General features: G+C 40.1%; 17 protein-coding genes. 8 read left to right on the top strand and 9 right to left on the bottom strand.

What is annotated here, in order from left to right; genetic code table 11:
- Nucleotides 1-44 precede the first annotated feature (44 nt).
- The 3 genes from ACPUEN_RS12300 (at nucleotide 45) to ACPUEN_RS12290 (ending at nucleotide 2,771) form a co-directional block, all read left to right on the top strand.
- Nucleotides 45-674, top strand: coding sequence for a 3-keto-disaccharide hydrolase (locus ACPUEN_RS12300; protein WP_425636209.1), 630 nt, complete (start codon nucleotides 45-47; stop codon nucleotides 672-674).
- 85 nt (nucleotides 675-759) lie between these two features.
- Nucleotides 760-1,314, top strand: a complete 555-nt coding sequence (locus ACPUEN_RS12295; RefSeq protein WP_425640194.1) for a DUF502 domain-containing protein — start codon at nucleotides 760-762, stop codon at nucleotides 1,312-1,314.
- Nucleotides 1,315-1,682: 368 nt separating this feature from the next.
- Nucleotides 1,683-2,771 carry a 6-bladed beta-propeller gene (locus tag ACPUEN_RS12290; RefSeq protein WP_425636208.1) on the top strand — a complete coding sequence of 363 codons (1,089 nt, stop codon included), beginning with the start codon at nucleotides 1,683-1,685 and terminating at the stop codon, nucleotides 2,769-2,771.
- 18 nt (nucleotides 2,772-2,789) lie between these two features.
- Here ACPUEN_RS12290 and selD read toward each other — a convergent pair whose 3' ends face one another.
- The 4 genes from selD to dnaE all read right to left on the bottom strand — a co-directional run bounded on the left by selD (nucleotide 2,790) and on the right by dnaE (nucleotide 9,803).
- Nucleotides 2,790-3,833, bottom strand: coding sequence for a selenide, water dikinase SelD (selD, locus tag ACPUEN_RS12285; RefSeq protein WP_425636204.1), 1,044 nt, complete (start codon nucleotides 3,831-3,833; stop codon nucleotides 2,790-2,792).
- Nucleotides 3,805-4,860, bottom strand: a complete 1,056-nt coding sequence (gene mnmH, locus ACPUEN_RS12280) for a tRNA 2-selenouridine(34) synthase MnmH (protein WP_425636202.1) — start codon at nucleotides 4,858-4,860, stop codon at nucleotides 3,805-3,807. Before mnmH ends, selD begins: the two co-directional genes overlap by 29 nt.
- Before the next feature lie 66 nt (nucleotides 4,861-4,926).
- Nucleotides 4,927-5,247 (bottom strand): thioredoxin, encoded by a 321-nt coding sequence (trxA, locus tag ACPUEN_RS12275; RefSeq protein WP_111612532.1) that lies wholly within the window; start codon nucleotides 5,245-5,247, stop codon nucleotides 4,927-4,929.
- A gap of 269 nt (nucleotides 5,248-5,516) precedes the next feature.
- On the bottom strand, nucleotides 5,517-9,803 hold the full coding sequence (dnaE, locus tag ACPUEN_RS12270) for a DNA polymerase III subunit alpha (RefSeq protein ID WP_425636200.1): 4,287 nt from the start codon (nucleotides 9,801-9,803) through the stop codon (nucleotides 5,517-5,519).
- Between the two features lie 189 nt (nucleotides 9,804-9,992).
- Between dnaE and ACPUEN_RS12265 the strand changes: the two genes are divergently transcribed.
- Entirely contained in the window at nucleotides 9,993-10,211 is a 219-nt protein-coding gene (locus ACPUEN_RS12265) for a hypothetical protein (protein WP_425636198.1), read from the top strand.
- Entirely contained in the window at nucleotides 10,208-10,498 is a 291-nt protein-coding gene (locus ACPUEN_RS12260; RefSeq protein WP_425636196.1) for a type II toxin-antitoxin system RelE/ParE family toxin, read from the top strand. Before ACPUEN_RS12265 ends, ACPUEN_RS12260 begins: the two co-directional genes overlap by 4 nt.
- Nucleotides 10,499-10,502: 4 nt before the next feature.
- Here ACPUEN_RS12260 and rsmG read toward each other — a convergent pair whose 3' ends face one another.
- From rsmG to ACPUEN_RS12245, 3 genes are read right to left on the bottom strand one after another with little or no spacing between them, the layout of a single operon-like run.
- Complete coding sequence (gene rsmG / locus ACPUEN_RS12255) at nucleotides 10,503-11,147, bottom strand: 16S rRNA (guanine(527)-N(7))-methyltransferase RsmG (protein ID WP_425636194.1); 645 nt, start codon at nucleotides 11,145-11,147, stop codon at nucleotides 10,503-10,505.
- The gene (locus tag ACPUEN_RS12250) at nucleotides 11,147-11,758 is read right to left on the bottom strand and encodes an RNA polymerase sigma factor (RefSeq protein ID WP_425636192.1); all 612 of its coding nucleotides are present in this window, start codon (nucleotides 11,756-11,758) and stop codon (nucleotides 11,147-11,149) included. The genes rsmG and ACPUEN_RS12250 overlap by 1 nt, the downstream gene beginning before the upstream one ends.
- On the bottom strand, nucleotides 11,749-12,885 hold the full coding sequence (locus ACPUEN_RS12245) for a glycosyltransferase (RefSeq protein WP_425636190.1): 1,137 nt from the start codon (nucleotides 12,883-12,885) through the stop codon (nucleotides 11,749-11,751). Before ACPUEN_RS12245 ends, ACPUEN_RS12250 begins: the two co-directional genes overlap by 10 nt.
- Before the next feature lie 121 nt (nucleotides 12,886-13,006).
- Here ACPUEN_RS12245 and tgt point away from each other — a divergent pair, with 121 nt between their 5' ends.
- The 3 genes from tgt to ACPUEN_RS12230 are packed head-to-tail and all read left to right on the top strand — an operon-like array spanning nucleotide 13,007 to nucleotide 16,122.
- Complete coding sequence (tgt, locus tag ACPUEN_RS12240) at nucleotides 13,007-14,137, top strand: tRNA guanosine(34) transglycosylase Tgt (RefSeq protein ID WP_425636188.1); 1,131 nt, start codon at nucleotides 13,007-13,009, stop codon at nucleotides 14,135-14,137.
- A gap of 2 nt (nucleotides 14,138-14,139) precedes the next feature.
- Complete coding sequence (locus tag ACPUEN_RS12235; protein ID WP_425636186.1) at nucleotides 14,140-15,213, top strand: LptF/LptG family permease; 1,074 nt, start codon at nucleotides 14,140-14,142, stop codon at nucleotides 15,211-15,213.
- Complete coding sequence (locus ACPUEN_RS12230; RefSeq protein ID WP_425636184.1) at nucleotides 15,214-16,122, top strand: DMT family transporter; 909 nt, start codon at nucleotides 15,214-15,216, stop codon at nucleotides 16,120-16,122.
- Between the two features lie 4 nt (nucleotides 16,123-16,126).
- Here the strand turns inward: ACPUEN_RS12230 and ACPUEN_RS12225 are convergent, their stop codons facing one another.
- Entirely contained in the window at nucleotides 16,127-16,459 is a 333-nt protein-coding gene (locus ACPUEN_RS12225; protein ID WP_425636182.1) for a type II toxin-antitoxin system PemK/MazF family toxin, read from the bottom strand.
- Nucleotides 16,446-16,688, bottom strand: a complete 243-nt coding sequence (locus tag ACPUEN_RS12220; RefSeq protein WP_425636180.1) for a ribbon-helix-helix domain-containing protein — start codon at nucleotides 16,686-16,688, stop codon at nucleotides 16,446-16,448. The genes ACPUEN_RS12225 and ACPUEN_RS12220 overlap by 14 nt, the downstream gene beginning before the upstream one ends.
- Nucleotides 16,689-16,764 lie beyond the last annotated feature (76 nt).

Raw genomic sequence — 16,764 nt, 5'->3', positions numbered from 1 at the left:
CGTAACTTTTACCTTTAATTTACTATTCAATAACCCTGACTCTTATGAAAACCCTATTAGCATTTTGCTGCTTTATAGCACTTACATTTTCGGCTGCCGCACAAAGCGGAGAATGGATCGAATTATTCAATGGTGAAAATCTAGACGGCTGGAAGATCTCTGAAAACTCACAATCTTTTCAAGTGGAAGATGGCGTGATTAAAGTAGCTGGACCACGTGGACACGCTTTTTACAATGGAGATGTAGCAAATCATGATTTCAATAACTTTGAAGTAATTGCTGAAGTGAAAACCATGCCTGGAGCTAATTCAGGCATTTTTATCCATACCCAATACCAAGAAGACGGCTGGCCAAATGTTGGCTATGAGATTCAAGTCAATCAAAGTCATGGTGACTGGAGAAAGACGGGCAGTGTGTATTCTTTCCAAGACGTAAGAGATGTCTATGTGGAAGATGGAGAATGGTACACTGAGCATATCATCGTGCAAGGTGATATTGTGACAGTAAAGATCAATGGCGAAACTGTCAATGTCTATGATCAATCTAAGGATGAAAACCGTAAAGGTGATCTAGGTACAAAGAAAGTTGATCATGGTACCATTGCTCTTCAAGCGCATGATCCAAAGTCTGTGATCTATTACAAAAGCGTTAAAGTGAAAATCTTACCGGATTAATCTGAGAGAAAATCAGACATTAAATATCTTCAAGCACAAATCCTGATTATTATTGAGTAATAATCAGGATTTTCATTTTACAGTCATGACATTTACATACAAGCGTATTCTTTCTTATTTCCTTCGGGGAATGTTATTTGTGACTCCCTTAGCAGTCACCTTTTACATCATTTATCAGACAATCCTTTTTCTGGATAACTTGATCCCGGTACCATTACCTGGGATCGGTATTTTGATGGTTTTGGCGTTGATTACTTTTGTAGGATATCTGGCCAGCCTTTTCTTTGCCAAACCTATTTTTGATTGGTTTGAGCGGGGACTGATCAAGATTCCATTGGTGAATCTGATCTACACAAGCATCAAGGATCTGATGGGAGCTTTTGTCGGGGACAAAAAGAAATTTTCTTCTCCTGTCAAAGTACAGCTGAGTGATACGTTAATTCGATTGGGATTTATTACCCAAGAGGATATGGCTATTGTGGGTGAGCCTGATATGGTTGCTGTTTATTTCCCTCATAGCTACAATGTTTCTGGGAATGTATTCTTGGTGCCAAAAGATAAAGTAACTCCGCTATTAGGGGTGAAAAGCTCTGATGTGATGAAATTTATGGTTTCTGGTGGGGTGTCACCATTGATTTAATTTTAAAAAAAAATGAACTAAGAATTTGCTTCTTTCTTTCTTTCTTTCTTAGAAAAAATAATTGTTCAATTCTAAGTTTATTTATTATGAAGAGAAAAGTTCTTTTGGCAGTATTGCCTTTTTCGTTTTTTATGTGCTTTTTAAGCATAACACCATCTATTGCGGATTGTAACGAAGGTCATTATTCTACTGGAAACCAAGAATTAGGGGGTCCAAATGGCCGATAGGAATTAACATGTGATGAGGCGACTGAAGCTATCTGTTGCGTGTCGCATCCTGATCCTGAACCACCTGTAATAGGCGGGTAATTTGTAATTTTCAATTAGGCTAGAATCTCATACTTCTAGCCTTTTCTTATTCTTAAAAACATGTCAAAATATATTTTATTTGTTCTAATAGGATTTATCATTTTTTCTTGTGCGCCAGATAATTCCGATTCGGAAAATCATAATTTTTCAACTATTAAATTGAACACGGAATTTACTGAGTCAGTCGACTTTATAAGCGACACTACATTCATTCCGTTAGAGTTTTGTGATGATTGCATCATAGGAGATATTTCAAGGATTTTGAAAGTACCAGATGGATTTATCATTTCAGATAAAAGGATAACTAAACGAGTACTCAAATTTAACAATGATGGAGGATTTGAATTTGTAATCGGAACTCAGGGTGATGGGTTGGGAAATTATGTATTACCTTTTGACATAAGTTTAATTCCAGAAACTAATAGGTTGGCGGTCTTGGATCAAAACCAGAGAAAAATTATTATTTATTCTCTCCTTGATGGAAATTTTATTGAAGAAATACCAATTAATTTCCAGGCAAAGTCGTTGCAGTTTATTTCGCCGGATTTAATTGCAGTTCACTTCGACGGGCAGTTTTCAGGAAAGGAATTAGATTATTTAGGAGGAATATTGGACCTTCAAAAAAAAGAATTTATCTACCAAGGTGTTTTGGATTTCTCAAAAACTGACCAGAATATAACGGGAGGTGATTTTTTGTTTGGGAGTAAAGATCTATTATTTTCTAAATCATTTAATGATACCATTTATAGAGTGGGTGAAGATGGTTTTTATCCTAAGTATTTGATTGATTTTGGCGATAAAAGTGTTTCTGATGAAATAAAAAAGTTGCCACTTATGGATATGAGAATGAGATTGATGAGAGAAGTTCCATTTTACCATAATGGGAATTTCATTGAAAATGAGAAGTTCTTGTTCTTTTTGTGGTGGGGAGAAGATGAATTTGAGAACTTTACCTTTTATGATAAAAAACACAACCAGACGCTAAACTATCAAGGTAAAAATGTAATCTTTAAAAGGCCATTTTATATTAATGATGACTATATGCTATCCTATTTGATGAATGATGATTATGAAAGAATGGGAGTGAAACAACAATTTTTCGGACTTTCTCAAAACCAAGTTATTATCAAAATTAGCTTCTCAAATTAAAGTTTTGATTTCTTTTTGCTACTGCAAAACTTCAACTATCTGCTCATTTTTTTCCGTGAAGCGACCTATTTCCCAAATAACCTGATTTTGCAATTTCATTGCCTCTTCAAACCGAGCTTGATTTTCAGGATTTACAGCCATCATTAGCCCGCCGCTTGTCTGTGGGTCACATAGTTTGACCAAATCCATTCCAACCACTCCTTTTGTTTTGGAGCTGTAAGCATTCCAATTACGATAAGTATTGTCAGGGAAAATAAACTGATTAATATATTCTTGAACACCTTCAATCATTGGGAGCTTATAGAGATCGATTTCTGCGGAAACCCCAGAGCCTTCACACATTTCTATCAAATGGCCAAGTAGACCGAATCCAGTCACATCCGTCATGGCATGAACCTCTTCGTGATTGCCGATTATTTCTCCAATGGAATTCAATCTGCAGGCTGTATCAAGTAAGCTCAAATAATCTTTGTCAGATATCTTTTGACGTTTTAGTGCTGTCGCCAATACGCCCACACCAAGTGGTTTGGTGAGGTAAATGATGTCTCCTGCCTTTGCACCCTGATTCTTCTTGATTTTATGTGGATGAACAATGCCATTGACTGAAAGACCAAAAATTGGATCTTTTGCGGCAATGGAATGTCCACCGGCCAATTCAATTCCAGCAGTTTTACAAATGGATTTTGCCCCTTCCATTACCTTAGAGGCAAGTTCGGGTGAAAGTTTTTCAACTGGCCAACTGAGAATGGCATTTGCAAAAATCGGTTTACCTCCCATGGCATAGACATCCGATAATGCATTAGCTGCGGCTATTCTGCCAAAGTCAAAAGGATCATCGACGATAGGAGTGAAAAAGTCCACTGTATTGATCACAGCCAAATCCTCCGAAACCTGATATACTGCTGCATCATCCTTTCCCGAATTTCCCACCAATAGCTTTGGGTCAGATTGGGTGAATGAGCCACTTGAACTTAGTATTTGGTCTAATATGGCTGGAGCGATTTTACAGCCACAGCCTGAACCTTCACTCCATTCAGTCAGTCGGGTTGGTGTATTTTCCATGAAATTGAGATTTTGCTTCTAGTAATGTTTTTGTTGCCGTTCCTTCATCCATTCCAGAAAGGTCTATCTGGAATGTTTTTCCATCAGCATGCTTATCTATGTCAAAGCTATAGGCCTTATCATAGTAGATCAGCATATTTGAGATCCAGTCTTCATGATTTCCTTCAATAATTGCTTGAATCGCTTGGGAAGTTCGTAAGCCCCCCAGTCTCTTTTTGATCCTTAAAACAGCAAGAATTAACTCATCCTGAGGTAAGCTTGCGTACTCTTCTACAATCAAATTGACTCGTTCTTGTTCGGTTTTATATATATCGATCATTGGTGAACCAAGCATCTGATGGTAAAAATTGTCAGGGAGGATCAGGCGCCCAATTTTCCGACTTTCATTTTCTACCCAGCTGGATTTCTTTGGATCTAGCTTATGTAAGGTTTCGGCAAATTCATTTTCAAACTGCTCCACAGAGGGTTGAGCAGGCTGTCCAATAGCGCCAAAGGAAGATCCTTTATGATTGGCTAAGCCTTCCAAATCTATGATTTGCTCTCCAGTTTCTTGAAGTTTTTTCAGTAATCTGGTTTTCCCGGTTCCTGTTTTTCCTCCTAGAACGATCAGATTCCAGTCTTTTCTGACTAAATCAAAACTGTAAGTTCTGTAAGTTTTGTAGCCACCTTTGAGGCGAAAAATATCAAAACCTACCATGGTCAATAGCCAAGCAAGAATATGACTTCGCATCCCTCCACGCCAGCAATAGATTATTACTTTTTTCTCAGGAAAGTGCTTGAGAGCGTCTTTTATGATTAAATGGAATCTAGGCCCAACTAATTCGAACCCTTTGATGGTCGCTTCTTCTGGGCCTCTTTCTTTATAAAGTGTGCCGACCTGAATTCGCTCAGTATTATTCAGAATTGGGATGTTAATGGAGCCAGGGATATGGCTTTGATCAAATTCTTTTTCGCTACGGGCATCGATCACAGGAAATTGATCTCTCAAACTCCAAAATTCATCTAAAGTAATTAACTGCTCGGCCATAAAGTTTGAAGATAAAAAAAGCCGCAAGGAATTCCTTGCGGCTCTGAATGTAATATAGTCAACTACTTAAAGTTGAGCATCAAGTTTTTGAGATAAAACAGATTTTGGAACTGCTCCAACTTGCTTATCTACTATTTCTCCACCTTTGAAGAAGAGCAGAGTTGGGATAGATCTGATTCCGAATGCTTGCGCTACACCTGGATTTGCATCCACGTCTACTTTACCTACGACAGCTTTGCCATCATAATCTCCGGCTAGCTCTTCCACTACTGGACCGATCATTTTACAAGGTCCGCACCACTCAGCCCAAAAATCCACTAGGATTGGCTGTTCAGATTTGATTATTTCTTCAAAGTTTGCGTCAGTAATTTCTATTGCTTTTGACATTGTATGTTTGGTTTAAAATTTCTCGGATTTCAAATATATGACCAAAAGCCAATAGCGTATTAATAAGTTCCGAGGGATTTAATTTTTTTGTCAATGATTGATTGACAAAAGCGATGATTTATAAAACGTATTTTTTTAGAATGTCAAATACCTACTGTCCAAAAATTGCTTGAAGCACCTTTGCATATATTCTTGAAGCCACTTCGGTCTTCAGTAAAGTAAAGCAACGGGGATAAGATAATTGGTCTTATTGTAAATCTGAAAACAAACTATACAACTTTATACATCACCTCCGGAATTTGCTTCAGTTCAGTGATCATATCAGCACTTGGATCTATGGAGAATCTTTTAGAGAAAAGCTCCAGTGCAATATTTTCCTTGCGGTCAATCACATCAAAGTAAAGCTTGGCATCACCCTTATATTTCTCGGTGATGGCTTGTAATTTCTCCATCAAATCAAGGGTGAGATCGTCCAGATTAATATTGACACGCAGACCTTTTACCATTTTTCCACGGATCTCATCGAGCAAGGTGATGCTACTAATCTTGAATTCCAGCTCATTCTCCGCCCATCGCTTACCTGCCACCGTTCCACTGATGAACAAAAACCAGCCTGGCATAAAATATTCTTTGAACTTCACGTAATCGTCTCCAAACAGGAAAAATGTAAATGCTCCCTGATAATCTTCGAGTGTTAGGGTACCAAAGGGCTTTCCATTTTTTGTAGTTCGGTGAGCAAACGTTGAAACTGATCCTGCTAGTTTGATATCTGATCGATTTCTTAGACTTTCCAAATCATTTAGATCAGGCAAGGAGGCATTGGTGAAAGACTCAATTTCCAATCGGAATTGATCGAGAGGGTGACCGGAGATATATAGCCCAACCACTTCTTTCTCAATGTTCAATTGCTGAAGTTGGGTAAATGGCTCCATTGGGGCAATCGTAGGAAGGGGAACTTCCATATTGCCAGCACCCCCTCCAAATAAACTTACTTGGTTGCTTTCCTCTTCCTGCTGTACTTTTTGGGCGTATTTGGTTGCTTTTTCAATTAAATTCAAATCTCCATCTGCTGCTTCCAAGTATTGTCTTCTATGGTGCTGTGGGAAGCAGTCAAATCCACCTGCCATTGCCAGCGCTTCCATCGTTTTCTTATTCAGAGCCTTGGAACTTACCCGCTTCGCAAAGTCAAAGATGTTTTTATACGGACCGTTTTTCTCCCGCTCTTCAATAATCGCATCCACTGCGGCAGAGCCAGCGCCTTTGATTGCAGCCATGCCAAATCGGATCTCTCCAGCTTGGTTTACTGTAAATCCATTTTTGGATTCATTCACATCCGGTCCTAAAACTGGGATTCCGGCACGCTTACATTCCTCCATGAAAAACGTCACCTGAGTGATGTCGTTCATGTTGTTGCTCAGTACCGAGGCAAGGTATTCTGCTGGATAATGAGCTTTTAGATACGCTGTTTGATAAGCGATCCAAGCATAGCAAGTCGAGTGTGACTTATTGAATGCATAGGATGCAAAAGCTTCCCAGTCAGTCCAAATCTTCGAAAGTTTCTTGGCATCGTGACCCTTGGCAGAAGCTTGTTCGACAAACTTTGGCTTCATTTTGTCGAGTACATCCTTCTGCTTTTTACCCATCGCCTTACGCAAAACATCCGCCTCACCCTTAGTGAAACCAGCAAGTTTTTGGGACAAAAGCATCACTTGCTCTTGGTAAACGGTAATTCCATACGTTTCTTCCAAGTATTCCTGCATGTCATCCAGATCGTATTCGATCGCTTCAGTTCCATGCTTTCTTTTGATAAAAGAAGGAATGTAAGCTAATGGTCCTGGACGATACAAGGCGTTCATGGCAATCAAATCCGCAAAAACCGTAGGCTTCAGCTCGCGCATGTACTTCTGCATGCCTGCAGATTCATATTGGAAGATGCCAACTGTTTCTCCCCGTTGGAAAAGCTCGTAAGTCTTTGCATCGTCAATTGGAAAGTGATCCGCATCCAACTCGATTCCGTGACGTTCTTTTACAATTCGAACAGCGGTTTTGATCAGCGTCAGGGTTTTAAGGCCCAAAAAGTCCATTTTTAGTAAGCCGGCAGATTCCACCACGGAGTTGTCAAACTGCGTACAAACCATGTCAGAATCCTTCGCCAAAGCTACGGGAACATAATTCGTTATATCGGCCGGTGTGATGATTACACCACAGGCGTGGATCCCAAGATTTCGAACTGAACCTTCCAGCATGGTAGCCTGATTGATCGTTTTTGCAGAATCATCTTGGCCTTTGGAAATCCGGATCAGTTCGTCTGCTTTGGCGATCATTTCACCTTGCCCCTTTAGCTTGTCCGAAAGTGCAGCCCGATTTCCAGCTAAACCAAATAATGCTTTTAGCTTAATATCCGGTACCAAGCCGGCAAGTCTTCCAGCTTCAGGAAGTGGTAGGTTTAAGACGCGTGCGGTATCACGGATAGCAGACTTTGCGGCCATGGTGCCATAGGTGATAATTTGGGCAACTTGATTGGAACCGTATTTTTTGATCACATAGTCGATCACAGAGCCCCTACCTTCATCGTCAAAGTCAATATCAATATCGGGAAGTGAAACCCGGTCAGGGTTTAGGAATCTCTCAAATAGTAGATTGTATGCGATTGGGTCAATGTTGGTGATGCCTGTGCAATAAGCTACTGCCGATCCCGCCGCTGATCCACGGCCTGGACCTACAGAAACCCCCATTTTCCTCGCTTCTACGATAAAATCCTGTACAATCAGGAAGTAACCTGGATACCCGGTATTCTGGATAGTTGCCAACTCAAAATCTAAGCGTTCTTCGATTTCGGGTGTGATTACTGGGTAGCGTTTTTTTGCTCCTTCGTAGGTCAAATGTCTTAGAAATGCATTCTCTCCTCGTTTTCCACCATCAACTTCATCTTCTGCATGCTTGAATTCATCAGGGATTTCAAAAGCTGGGAGTAGAACTTCTCTGGCTAATTTGTAGGTCTCGATTTTCTCGGTAATCTCATTGGTACACTCGATGGCTTCAGGCAAATCCGCGAAGAGCTTTTTCATCTCAACGGGAGTTTTGATGTAGAATTCATCGTTTGGAAAACCGTAGCGAAACTCACGTCCACGCTTACCGATGTACTTTTTTGGTTTATCGTAAAGCTCACCGTCTTTCACACAAAGCAGGACATCATGTGCTTTGGCATCTGACTTTTCGCTGTAGTAAGAGTTGTTTGCTGCGAAATACTTTACGTCATATTTCTTCGCAAACTCCAAGAGCACCTCATTCACTTTCTCTTCTTCAGGAATTCCATGTCGATTGAGCTCCACATAGAAGTCTTCTCCAAACTGTTCTTTCCACCAGACAAAAGCTTCCTCCGCTTGCGTTTCACCGACGTTCAGAATCAGAAATGGAATCTCACCCCAAAGGCCACCAGTTGTAGCGATGAGGTCTCCTTTATATTCCACTAAAAGCTCTTTATCAATTCTTGGTAAGTAGTAAAAACCTTCGATATTGGCATAGGAAGCCAGTTTTGCTAGGTTATGATACCCCGCTTTATTCTTTGCCAAAAGGACAGTTTGGTAGCCGTCATCCTTATTTGCTTTGTTTTTTCTGTCGCGGCAAAGATTGAATTCACAACCTAAAATCGGTTTGATTTCTTTTGCTAAGGCTTCTTTTACGAAGTGAAAAGCACCCATCATATTTCCGTGATCAGTCATCGCAATGGCTGGCATTCCCAACTCTTTTGCGCGAGCAATCATAGCCGGAATCTCGCAGGTGGCCTGAAGTACGGAGTACTGGCTATGCACATGCAGATGGGTGAATGGAATGTCAGTAAGATCTGAGATATCCGCTTTTCCAGCTTGCTTCAGTACATCTTTTGCAGCGGTTTTTTGAGCATCTTTTGCTTGCGCAAAGTTCGCTTCCTCCAGTTTTGGAGCTTCGTAGATAACTTCAGAAATAGAGATTCCGGACTCTGGCGCTTGGACTCCCTGGGTAATTAACCCAAAGAAACATCGAGCGGTAGCGTCCACATCGTAAGCTGCATCGTGGGCATCACCGAAGCCTTTCCCAAAAAGCTTTTGGTGTAATTCAGTAAGTGTTGGCCACTTGTATTTACCTCCCCGACCTCCGGGAAGTGCACAGAAATCCGTGGAAATGTCTTTGGTGTCCAGCTGCTTTGCCGTCAGCGGCATAGTTGCTTCCGCTCGGTAATATTCCGAACCAGTGACATTAACATCAAACTCCACATTGTGACCAACCAAGTATTTGGCTTGCTTCACATCGCCTTCGAATATTCCAAGAATCTGCTTCAGGTCGTGGCCTTCGGCCAAAGCACGTTTCGTGGATATCCCATGTACTTTTTCCGCATTGTAGGGAATAGTAAATCCTTCAGGTCGGATGATGTAATTGTGATTCGAAATCAGGTTTCCCTTAGCATCATGCAGTTGCCATGCGAGTTGGACTAGCCGTGGCCAGTTGTCCACATCGGACATGGGAGCATTATAATCGCGGGGAAGACCGGTGGTTTCGGTATCAAAAATTAAATACATACAGCTTGGGGAATTGAGACTTCAAATTAGGGCTAATCTCCGAAAGGAGGAAAGTCGAGAGGGGGTAATTGTCGGAGAATTGTAATAATATTATTCTATTTATAGGGAGAGCAAGGCTAACTCTGAGAGAAGTGCGGCATTCTTTTCCAATTTTATTTCGTTAGATTTATTAGGGATAATTTATACATCATGGATTTACAAACTAGGAAATTGAAGATGATTGAAAAGATTGTCGAAATGGATGAGAAGGCAATTCAGAAGCTTGAAAGCTCTTTTCATTTAATCCTAAACGATGCGGTTTCAATTGAAGAATATAATAAAGATCTGGAAAATGCAGTGTCTGAGATGGAAAGGGGAGAGTACCTAGATCATAATTCTGCTACAAAAAAAGTTCAAAGCTGGCGATGAAAATCGTTTGGAGTAATGTGGCGGTAAAACAACTGTCAGATTTTTTAGAATGGATTGCCCAAGATTCTATAATTCAAGCTGAGAGAATAGAGTCTGAAATCATTACAGAAATTGAAGGTTTACCTTTACATCCAAAGAGATTTCCTTCAGATAAGTTTAAATTAAATAATGGAGGGGAATTCAGAGCTTTCGAAAGATTTAGTGTACGCATCTATTATAAAATCACACCTGAGCAACTCCAAATATTGAGAATTAGACATGTTAAACAGAACCCAAAGAAATTCTAAATTTCTACCTCTTATCCTCCCAAGGCATGTAAATCACCTTTTTGGTCTCAAAAAATTCTTCCTTGAAGTAGTCTTCTAAGTGATATACCACATAAGATTTTCCTAACTCCTCCATTTCTTCATCAACTTCCCCACCTTTCAGGTAAAGAATGCCATTAGGGTATTCATTGATATCTTCCTTGCGGATTTTGTTTTTCACCCAAGGATAAAAGTTAACCATGCGAGTAACTGCCCGGCTGATCACAAAATCATATTTCCTGATCAACTGTTCAGCTCTTGCTTGCTGTGCTTCCACATTAGTGAGTTTGAGCTGCTTCACCACGTCCTTTACAACAGTGATCTTTTTCCCAATGGAATCCACCAAGTGAAAATGCGTCTCTGGAAACATAATCGCCAGCGGAATCCCAGGAAATCCACCTCCCGTACCAATATCCAAAATCTTAGACCCTGGCTCGAAGGGCATCACTTTCAAGATCCCTAGAGAATGCAGTACATGATGTACGTAGAATTGCTCCATGTCCTTACGTGAAATTACATTGATTTTAGAATTCCAATCTTCATAAAGAGCTTGAAGCTTGTCGAATTGGGCAAGCTGAGTCTCGGTAAGGTCAGGAAAATAGGACTGGATAAGCTGATTGCCAGAATTCATCAAATATGTTTTTCTTTGCCCGCGGCAATTTCGTAAAGTAGTTCTCTGGAGCGGTGAAGTTGTGCCTTCACAGTTCCCAATGGTTTTTCAAGTTCCTGCGCAATTTCTTCGTAAGAAAGCTCATCGAAATACCGAAGCTGGACTAGCTTTCTATATTTCGCAGGAAGCTTGTCCACGAAGATTCTCACCATTTCGATTCGCTGTGTACGGATGAATTCATCTTGCGGGTTGTTGTCATCATCTTCCACATCGATGGTCACCGAATTGCCCCCATCATCAGACATCGTCGTGTTCAAACTCATGGTTTTGAGTTTCTTTTTTCGGATAAAGTCAATGGTGTTATTGGTGGCAATTCTAAAAAGCCAGGTGGAAAAAGTATAATCTTTTTTAAAGCGATGTAGGTTTTTGAATGCTTTCGCAAAAGCCTCCATCGTCAGATCCTCAGCATCGTCAGCATCACGGATCATTTTCAGGATCATGTAATAAACGGCCTTTTTGTAGCGCTTCATCAAGGAGGCGTATGCTTGCTGATCTTTATGATCAACAGCCTGATCAATTAACTCAAAATCTTCAAGTGCTTTCTTAGAAAAACCGCGTTCATTTATTTCCATTGGATGTCTTTTGCCTGATGGGATATTGTCCCTAAAATCCAAAAATAACCTAAATACAAGAAATCTAGCATCCAGATATTTTTCGGTGGTTTAGTACCTTGAATCTTTTTCTCAGCTGCCTTGAAAATCAGCGTTACGAGAATAGATCTTAATAGGATAATACCGAAAACAGCTGAAAAATGTTCCCAGCTTTGGGCTAAACCGAAATAAATAAGCAATCCTATCCCCCCAAGCCAGAATAATGCATGTGAAAAGGAGTATAATCCAATCTTTCTCTTGTCTTCGCCACGATAATATTTACCCACATGCAGGTGCCTTTTTTTCTGAATGAGGTACTCTTTGCGCGTTTCTTTTGGTTTGGAAATCGTGTTTGCTTCAGGATCCAACACAATTGCCGTATTTCCACCGCTTGCATATTGGTTTAAGAAAAGATCATCGTCTCCACCCTCAATATGCCAAAGACCTTTGAAAGCCTTTACTTCCATAAAAAAATCCTTGCGATAGCATAAGTTCCTACCGATTCCCATGAAAGGTCTTTTCCACAGGCCAAAAGACAGATAGTATAAACCAGTCAGCAAGGTTTCAAACTGAATCCAGTTATTTAAAAAACCAGGCTTTTGCTCATACCTAGAGAACCCAATAGCAAATGTTTTGTCTTGATTTCGCACTGGAGCTGTCATCTTTCTGATCCATTGATTTGTTTCTGGGACGCAATCTGCATCGGTCAGAAGTATAACGTCATTTTTAGCGACTTTAATACCTAGTGTCAGTGCATACTTTTTGGAAGTGACATGAGTCGGTGTGTATTTGATAGTGACCGATCGAAGCTTGGGATAAATTTCCATCATTTGCTCCAGCAAGCGTTTAGTCCTGTCGTTGGATCGATCGTTGACGATCATTACATCAAATGCTGGGTAATCTTGCTCGAAAAGCTTAGGGATTAGAACTTTAAGATTTGAAAATTCATTATGAGCACAAATTACAACCGTAACCCCTTCCTCATTTTCAGAATTAGATTGGGATTTGCTACCCACATAAAATGCTGATTTTCCGAAAATAACCAATAGGTAAACTGCTTGGATAAGGATTCCAACACCGAAGAAAAACCAAAGTAAAAATAGGCCCATAGGTCGCTTTTGCTGAGCAAATATAAAATCAAATTCAGCAAACCATTTAAGAATAAGCGTATATTTTTGTAGGCTGAAAGAGACAAGGTGTAGAATGTCTCAACAGCAACCCATTAGCGATATGAAGTTTACTTTAGCCCAACAAGATTCCAAGAGTAAAGCCAGAGCAGGTGTAGTTAAAACTGATCATGGTGATATTCAGACACCGATTTTTATGCCCGTAGGCACGGCAGGTTCCGTAAAAGCTGTTCATCAGCGGGAGTTGGATCAGGATATCAAGGCTCAAATCATTCTTGGGAATACTTATCATTTGTATTTGAGGCCAGGGCTCGATGTGCTTGAAAAGGCTGGTGGGCTCCACAAATTTAACGGATGGGAGAAACCTATCTTGACGGATAGTGGAGGATATCAGGTTTTTTCGCTGTCCGGCACCCGCAAAATAAAGGAAGATGGTGTGATGTTTAAGTCTCACATCGACGGCTCGAAGCATCATTTTACACCAGAAAATGTCATGGATATTCAGCGGACTATTGGTGCTGACATTATTATGGCCTTTGATGAATGCACTCCTTACCCATGCGAATATGGATACGCGAGAAATTCCATGGAGATGACTCATCGTTGGTTGACGCGTTGTATTAATCAATTTGATGCAACTGAAGGAAAATACGGATACAATCAGACGCTTTTTCCTATTGTTCAAGGTTCTGTTTATAAGGATTTGCGTAAGCAAAGTGCGGAATTCATAGCTTCTACCAATCAACAAGGAAATGCAATTGGTGGCCTATCGGTAGGCGAGCCTGCCGAAATGATGTACGAGATGACCGAACTGGTCACTGATATTTTGCCTCAGGATAAACCACGTTACTTAATGGGCGTAGGAACTCCAGCAAATATTTTGGAGTGTATTGCTCTCGGAGTTGATATGTTTGATTGTGTGATGCCAACCCGTAATGCTAGAAATGGTATGCTTTTCACTTCCGAAGGATTCATCAATATTCGTAATGAAAAATGGAAGGAAGACTTTAGTGCTATCGATCCAGCTATCGGCGGCTACGTCAGTACATTCTATTCTAAAGCTTACTTGAGGCATTTGACAGTCAGTAAGGAGATTTTGGCTGCACAGATTGCCAGTATCCATAACCTAAGTTTTTATCTTTGGCTAGTTGGCCAAGCTAGAGAACATATCCTTGCAGGTGATTTTGCCGTTTGGAAAGATCAAATGGTAAAAAAAGTGAGTACCAGACTCTAATTATGAAATTACTAGACAAGCTCATCATCAAGGATTTTCTCAAGACCTACTTTTTCGTAGTGGTGATGTTGGTTCTGGTGGTTTTGGTTTTGGATTTCACCGAAAAGAACGACACCTACATTAGGAATGATGTTCCTTCAAGAGAAATTTTCAAATACATGGCCAATTACGGCTTGTATCTGAATAATCTCCTCACACCGATCACCGTATTTATTTCAGTTATTTTCATTACTTCCAAAATGGCTGGAAGAACGGAGATTATTGCAATTCTGAGCAGTGGAGTAAGTTTTATGAGAATGCTTCGGCCATTTCTATTTGCAGCAAGTATGATAGGTGGAGCTAGTTTTTTACTGAATGGTTGGGTTCTGCCAGGAGCTACTGCTGGTGTTACTGAATTCCGCATTAATTATTTGGAAAAGGAGAAAACGACCTCAGAAGCAAATATTCATATTAAAGTAGGCGAAGAATCTTATGCATACATCAGTCGCTTCTATAATACTTCATTAATAGGATATTCTTTTACTTTGGAAACCATAAAAGACGGAGAGCTTTTAGCAAAGCTCACTGCTGATAATATAGAATGGGACACTGCCAAGAATGTTTGGACTATAAACAACTGGAGGCTACGCAAACTTAAAGGTAGAACAGAAGAATATACGGTTGGCGAAGAGCTCGATACCATGCTTTCCATCCGGCCTGAGGATTTTGATCTACCTCCAAATCATCATGAGACGCTTAAGCTTCCTGAATTGGGGAAGCAGATTAAAGTTCTAGAAGCACGGGGAGCTGACAATGTAGGTTTTTATAAAATCGAGCGCTATGTTCGTTTTATGTCGCCTTTCGCGGCTATAATTTTAACTTTTATTGGGGTGATCATGTCTGCAAAGAAAACTAGAGGTGGTTCTGGATTTCAGATTGCTATGGGTTTTCTATTAGCATTTATTTACATCATACTGTTTATTCTCGCTAGGACATTCGCTGAAAATGGAGCTACCTATCCGATTTTTGCAGTTTGGCTACCCAATATCATTTTTGCTGTTACTGGCCTTTTACTTTATAAAACTGTCCCTCGCTAGATGAATTCAACAATCAAGGATTACTTGATGCTTCATTTCATCGTACTGATCTGGGGATTTACCGCTATTCTGGGACTGCTTATTAGTTTGCCTGCGATAGAACTGGTGTTTTATAGGACTTTGATTGCATCCGTGGGAGTAGCTGGGCTTTTTCTATTGAAAAAGAAAAATCTTCTTATGCCATTCCCTTCTATGATCAGAGTTACTGGGGTTGGGTTTGTAATTGCGATGCATTGGATATTGTTTTTTTGGTCTGCCAGAGTTTCTACAGCTTCGGTTTGTCTCGCAGGAATGGCAACGACCTCACTTTGGACAGCTTTCGTGGAGCCATTGTTCAATCGTACAAAGATCAAATGGTACGAAGTAGGACTGGGGTTAATGGTGATTTGCGGGCTATTGGTGATTTTCAGTTTCGAATCAGGATATTGGCTAGGACTAAGTATGGCACTGGGGTCATCTTTTCTTGCTGCCGTTTTCTCAGTATTGAATGGGAAACTTGCGCATAAGTACAATCCATATCAAATCACTTTTTATGAAATGGCCGGGGCCTGTCTCTTCACTATTTTATTTATGCCAATCTATTCCAATTTCATGACCGAAGAAGGTCTACAACTTGCTTGGATTGGATACGATTGGTTTTGGCTGTTTATCCTTGGAGGGATATGTACGGTGTATGCTTTTTCCGTTTCGGTGGAATTGATGAAGAGACTTTCAGTTTTTTCAATCAATCTGACTGTTAACTTAGAACCTGTTTACGGTATTATTCTAGCTGTTTTGATTTTTGGGGAAAGCGAAAAAATGACTCCACAGTTTTATTTGGGTACTGGGATTATTCTGGTTTCGGTTCTTACTTACCCAGTCTTAAATTATATAAATAAAAGGCGGAAGCCAGTAAGACCGTTGGGGTGAACACTTAAAGAGTTGTAATGTCCTGTAAAGTAGCAAGTGCCATTTTCAACTCATCATTGGATATTTCTCCCACTTTTTCGGTCAATCTATCCTTTGAAATTGATCTGATATGAAAAACCATCAGTTCAGATTCCAGTTTCAGACCATTGCTAGTTGATGGTTTCAAAATTGGGTTTCCCTGATAGTTTTTGATTTTCGAAGTTAGCGGAGCGGTGATCACCACTTGCAGAAATTTATTCATCAGATTTCCGCTAAGGATCACCACCGGCCTTCTTCCTGCTTGCTCAGAACCTATTACAGAATTGAGATCAGACATCCAGATTTCACCCTGCCTCATCTTCGATCTGCTTTAGATAGTAATCCATTCCTTCTTCAGCGACCATAAGTATATCATCATCCTGAGCAGCTTGTCTGTAGGATTTGATATATTCAGCTCTTTTTAGATGATCGAGATAGAGGTTGAGCGCATTTTCCATCAATTTATTCTTTGGCAGAGAAAGCTTTTTAGCATAATCAGCGAGTCGTTGGAGCAGGTCGTCTGGAAGTGTACTAGTGAAAGTTGCCATTGTATTTTATATTTATGAATTACAAATATAAATAACCAATTATTGTTTTACAATGTGGCTAAGTCATTTATTTTAA

The sequence above is a fragment of the Algoriphagus yeomjeoni genome, from assembly GCF_049821175.1.
Taxonomy (GTDB): Bacteria; Bacteroidota; Bacteroidia; order Cytophagales; family Cyclobacteriaceae; genus Algoriphagus; species Algoriphagus yeomjeoni_A.
Note: the sequence above shows the minus strand (reverse complement) of the source record. Positions and strands in the feature narration are given on the sequence as shown.

Coding starts and splice junctions, on each gene's coding strand:
- ACPUEN_RS12300 (WP_425636209.1), top strand. CDS start 45: ATGAAAACCCTATTAGCATTTTGCTGCTTTATAGCACTTACATTTTCG.
- ACPUEN_RS12295 (WP_425640194.1), top strand. CDS start 760: ATGACATTTACATACAAGCGTATTCTTTCTTATTTCCTTCGGGGAATG.
- ACPUEN_RS12290 (WP_425636208.1), top strand. CDS start 1,683: ATGTCAAAATATATTTTATTTGTTCTAATAGGATTTATCATTTTTTCT.
- selD (WP_425636204.1), bottom strand. CDS start 3,833: ATGGAAAATACACCAACCCGACTGACTGAATGGAGTGAAGGTTCAGGC.
- mnmH (WP_425636202.1), bottom strand. CDS start 4,860: ATGGCCGAGCAGTTAATTACTTTAGATGAATTTTGGAGTTTGAGAGAT.
- trxA (WP_111612532.1), bottom strand. CDS start 5,247: ATGTCAAAAGCAATAGAAATTACTGACGCAAACTTTGAAGAAATAATC.
- dnaE (WP_425636200.1), bottom strand. CDS start 9,803: ATGTATTTAATTTTTGATACCGAAACCACCGGTCTTCCCCGCGATTAT.
- ACPUEN_RS12265 (WP_425636198.1), top strand. CDS start 9,993: ATGGATTTACAAACTAGGAAATTGAAGATGATTGAAAAGATTGTCGAA.
- ACPUEN_RS12260 (WP_425636196.1), top strand. CDS start 10,208: ATGAAAATCGTTTGGAGTAATGTGGCGGTAAAACAACTGTCAGATTTT.
- rsmG (WP_425636194.1), bottom strand. CDS start 11,147: ATGAATTCTGGCAATCAGCTTATCCAGTCCTATTTTCCTGACCTTACC.
- ACPUEN_RS12250 (WP_425636192.1), bottom strand. CDS start 11,758: ATGGAAATAAATGAACGCGGTTTTTCTAAGAAAGCACTTGAAGATTTT.
- ACPUEN_RS12245 (WP_425636190.1), bottom strand. CDS start 12,885: ATGGGCCTATTTTTACTTTGGTTTTTCTTCGGTGTTGGAATCCTTATC.
- tgt (WP_425636188.1), top strand. CDS start 13,007: ATGAAGTTTACTTTAGCCCAACAAGATTCCAAGAGTAAAGCCAGAGCA.
- ACPUEN_RS12235 (WP_425636186.1), top strand. CDS start 14,140: ATGAAATTACTAGACAAGCTCATCATCAAGGATTTTCTCAAGACCTAC.
- ACPUEN_RS12230 (WP_425636184.1), top strand. CDS start 15,214: ATGAATTCAACAATCAAGGATTACTTGATGCTTCATTTCATCGTACTG.
- ACPUEN_RS12225 (WP_425636182.1), bottom strand. CDS start 16,459: ATGAGGCAGGGTGAAATCTGGATGTCTGATCTCAATTCTGTAATAGGT.
- ACPUEN_RS12220 (WP_425636180.1), bottom strand. CDS start 16,688: ATGGCAACTTTCACTAGTACACTTCCAGACGACCTGCTCCAACGACTC.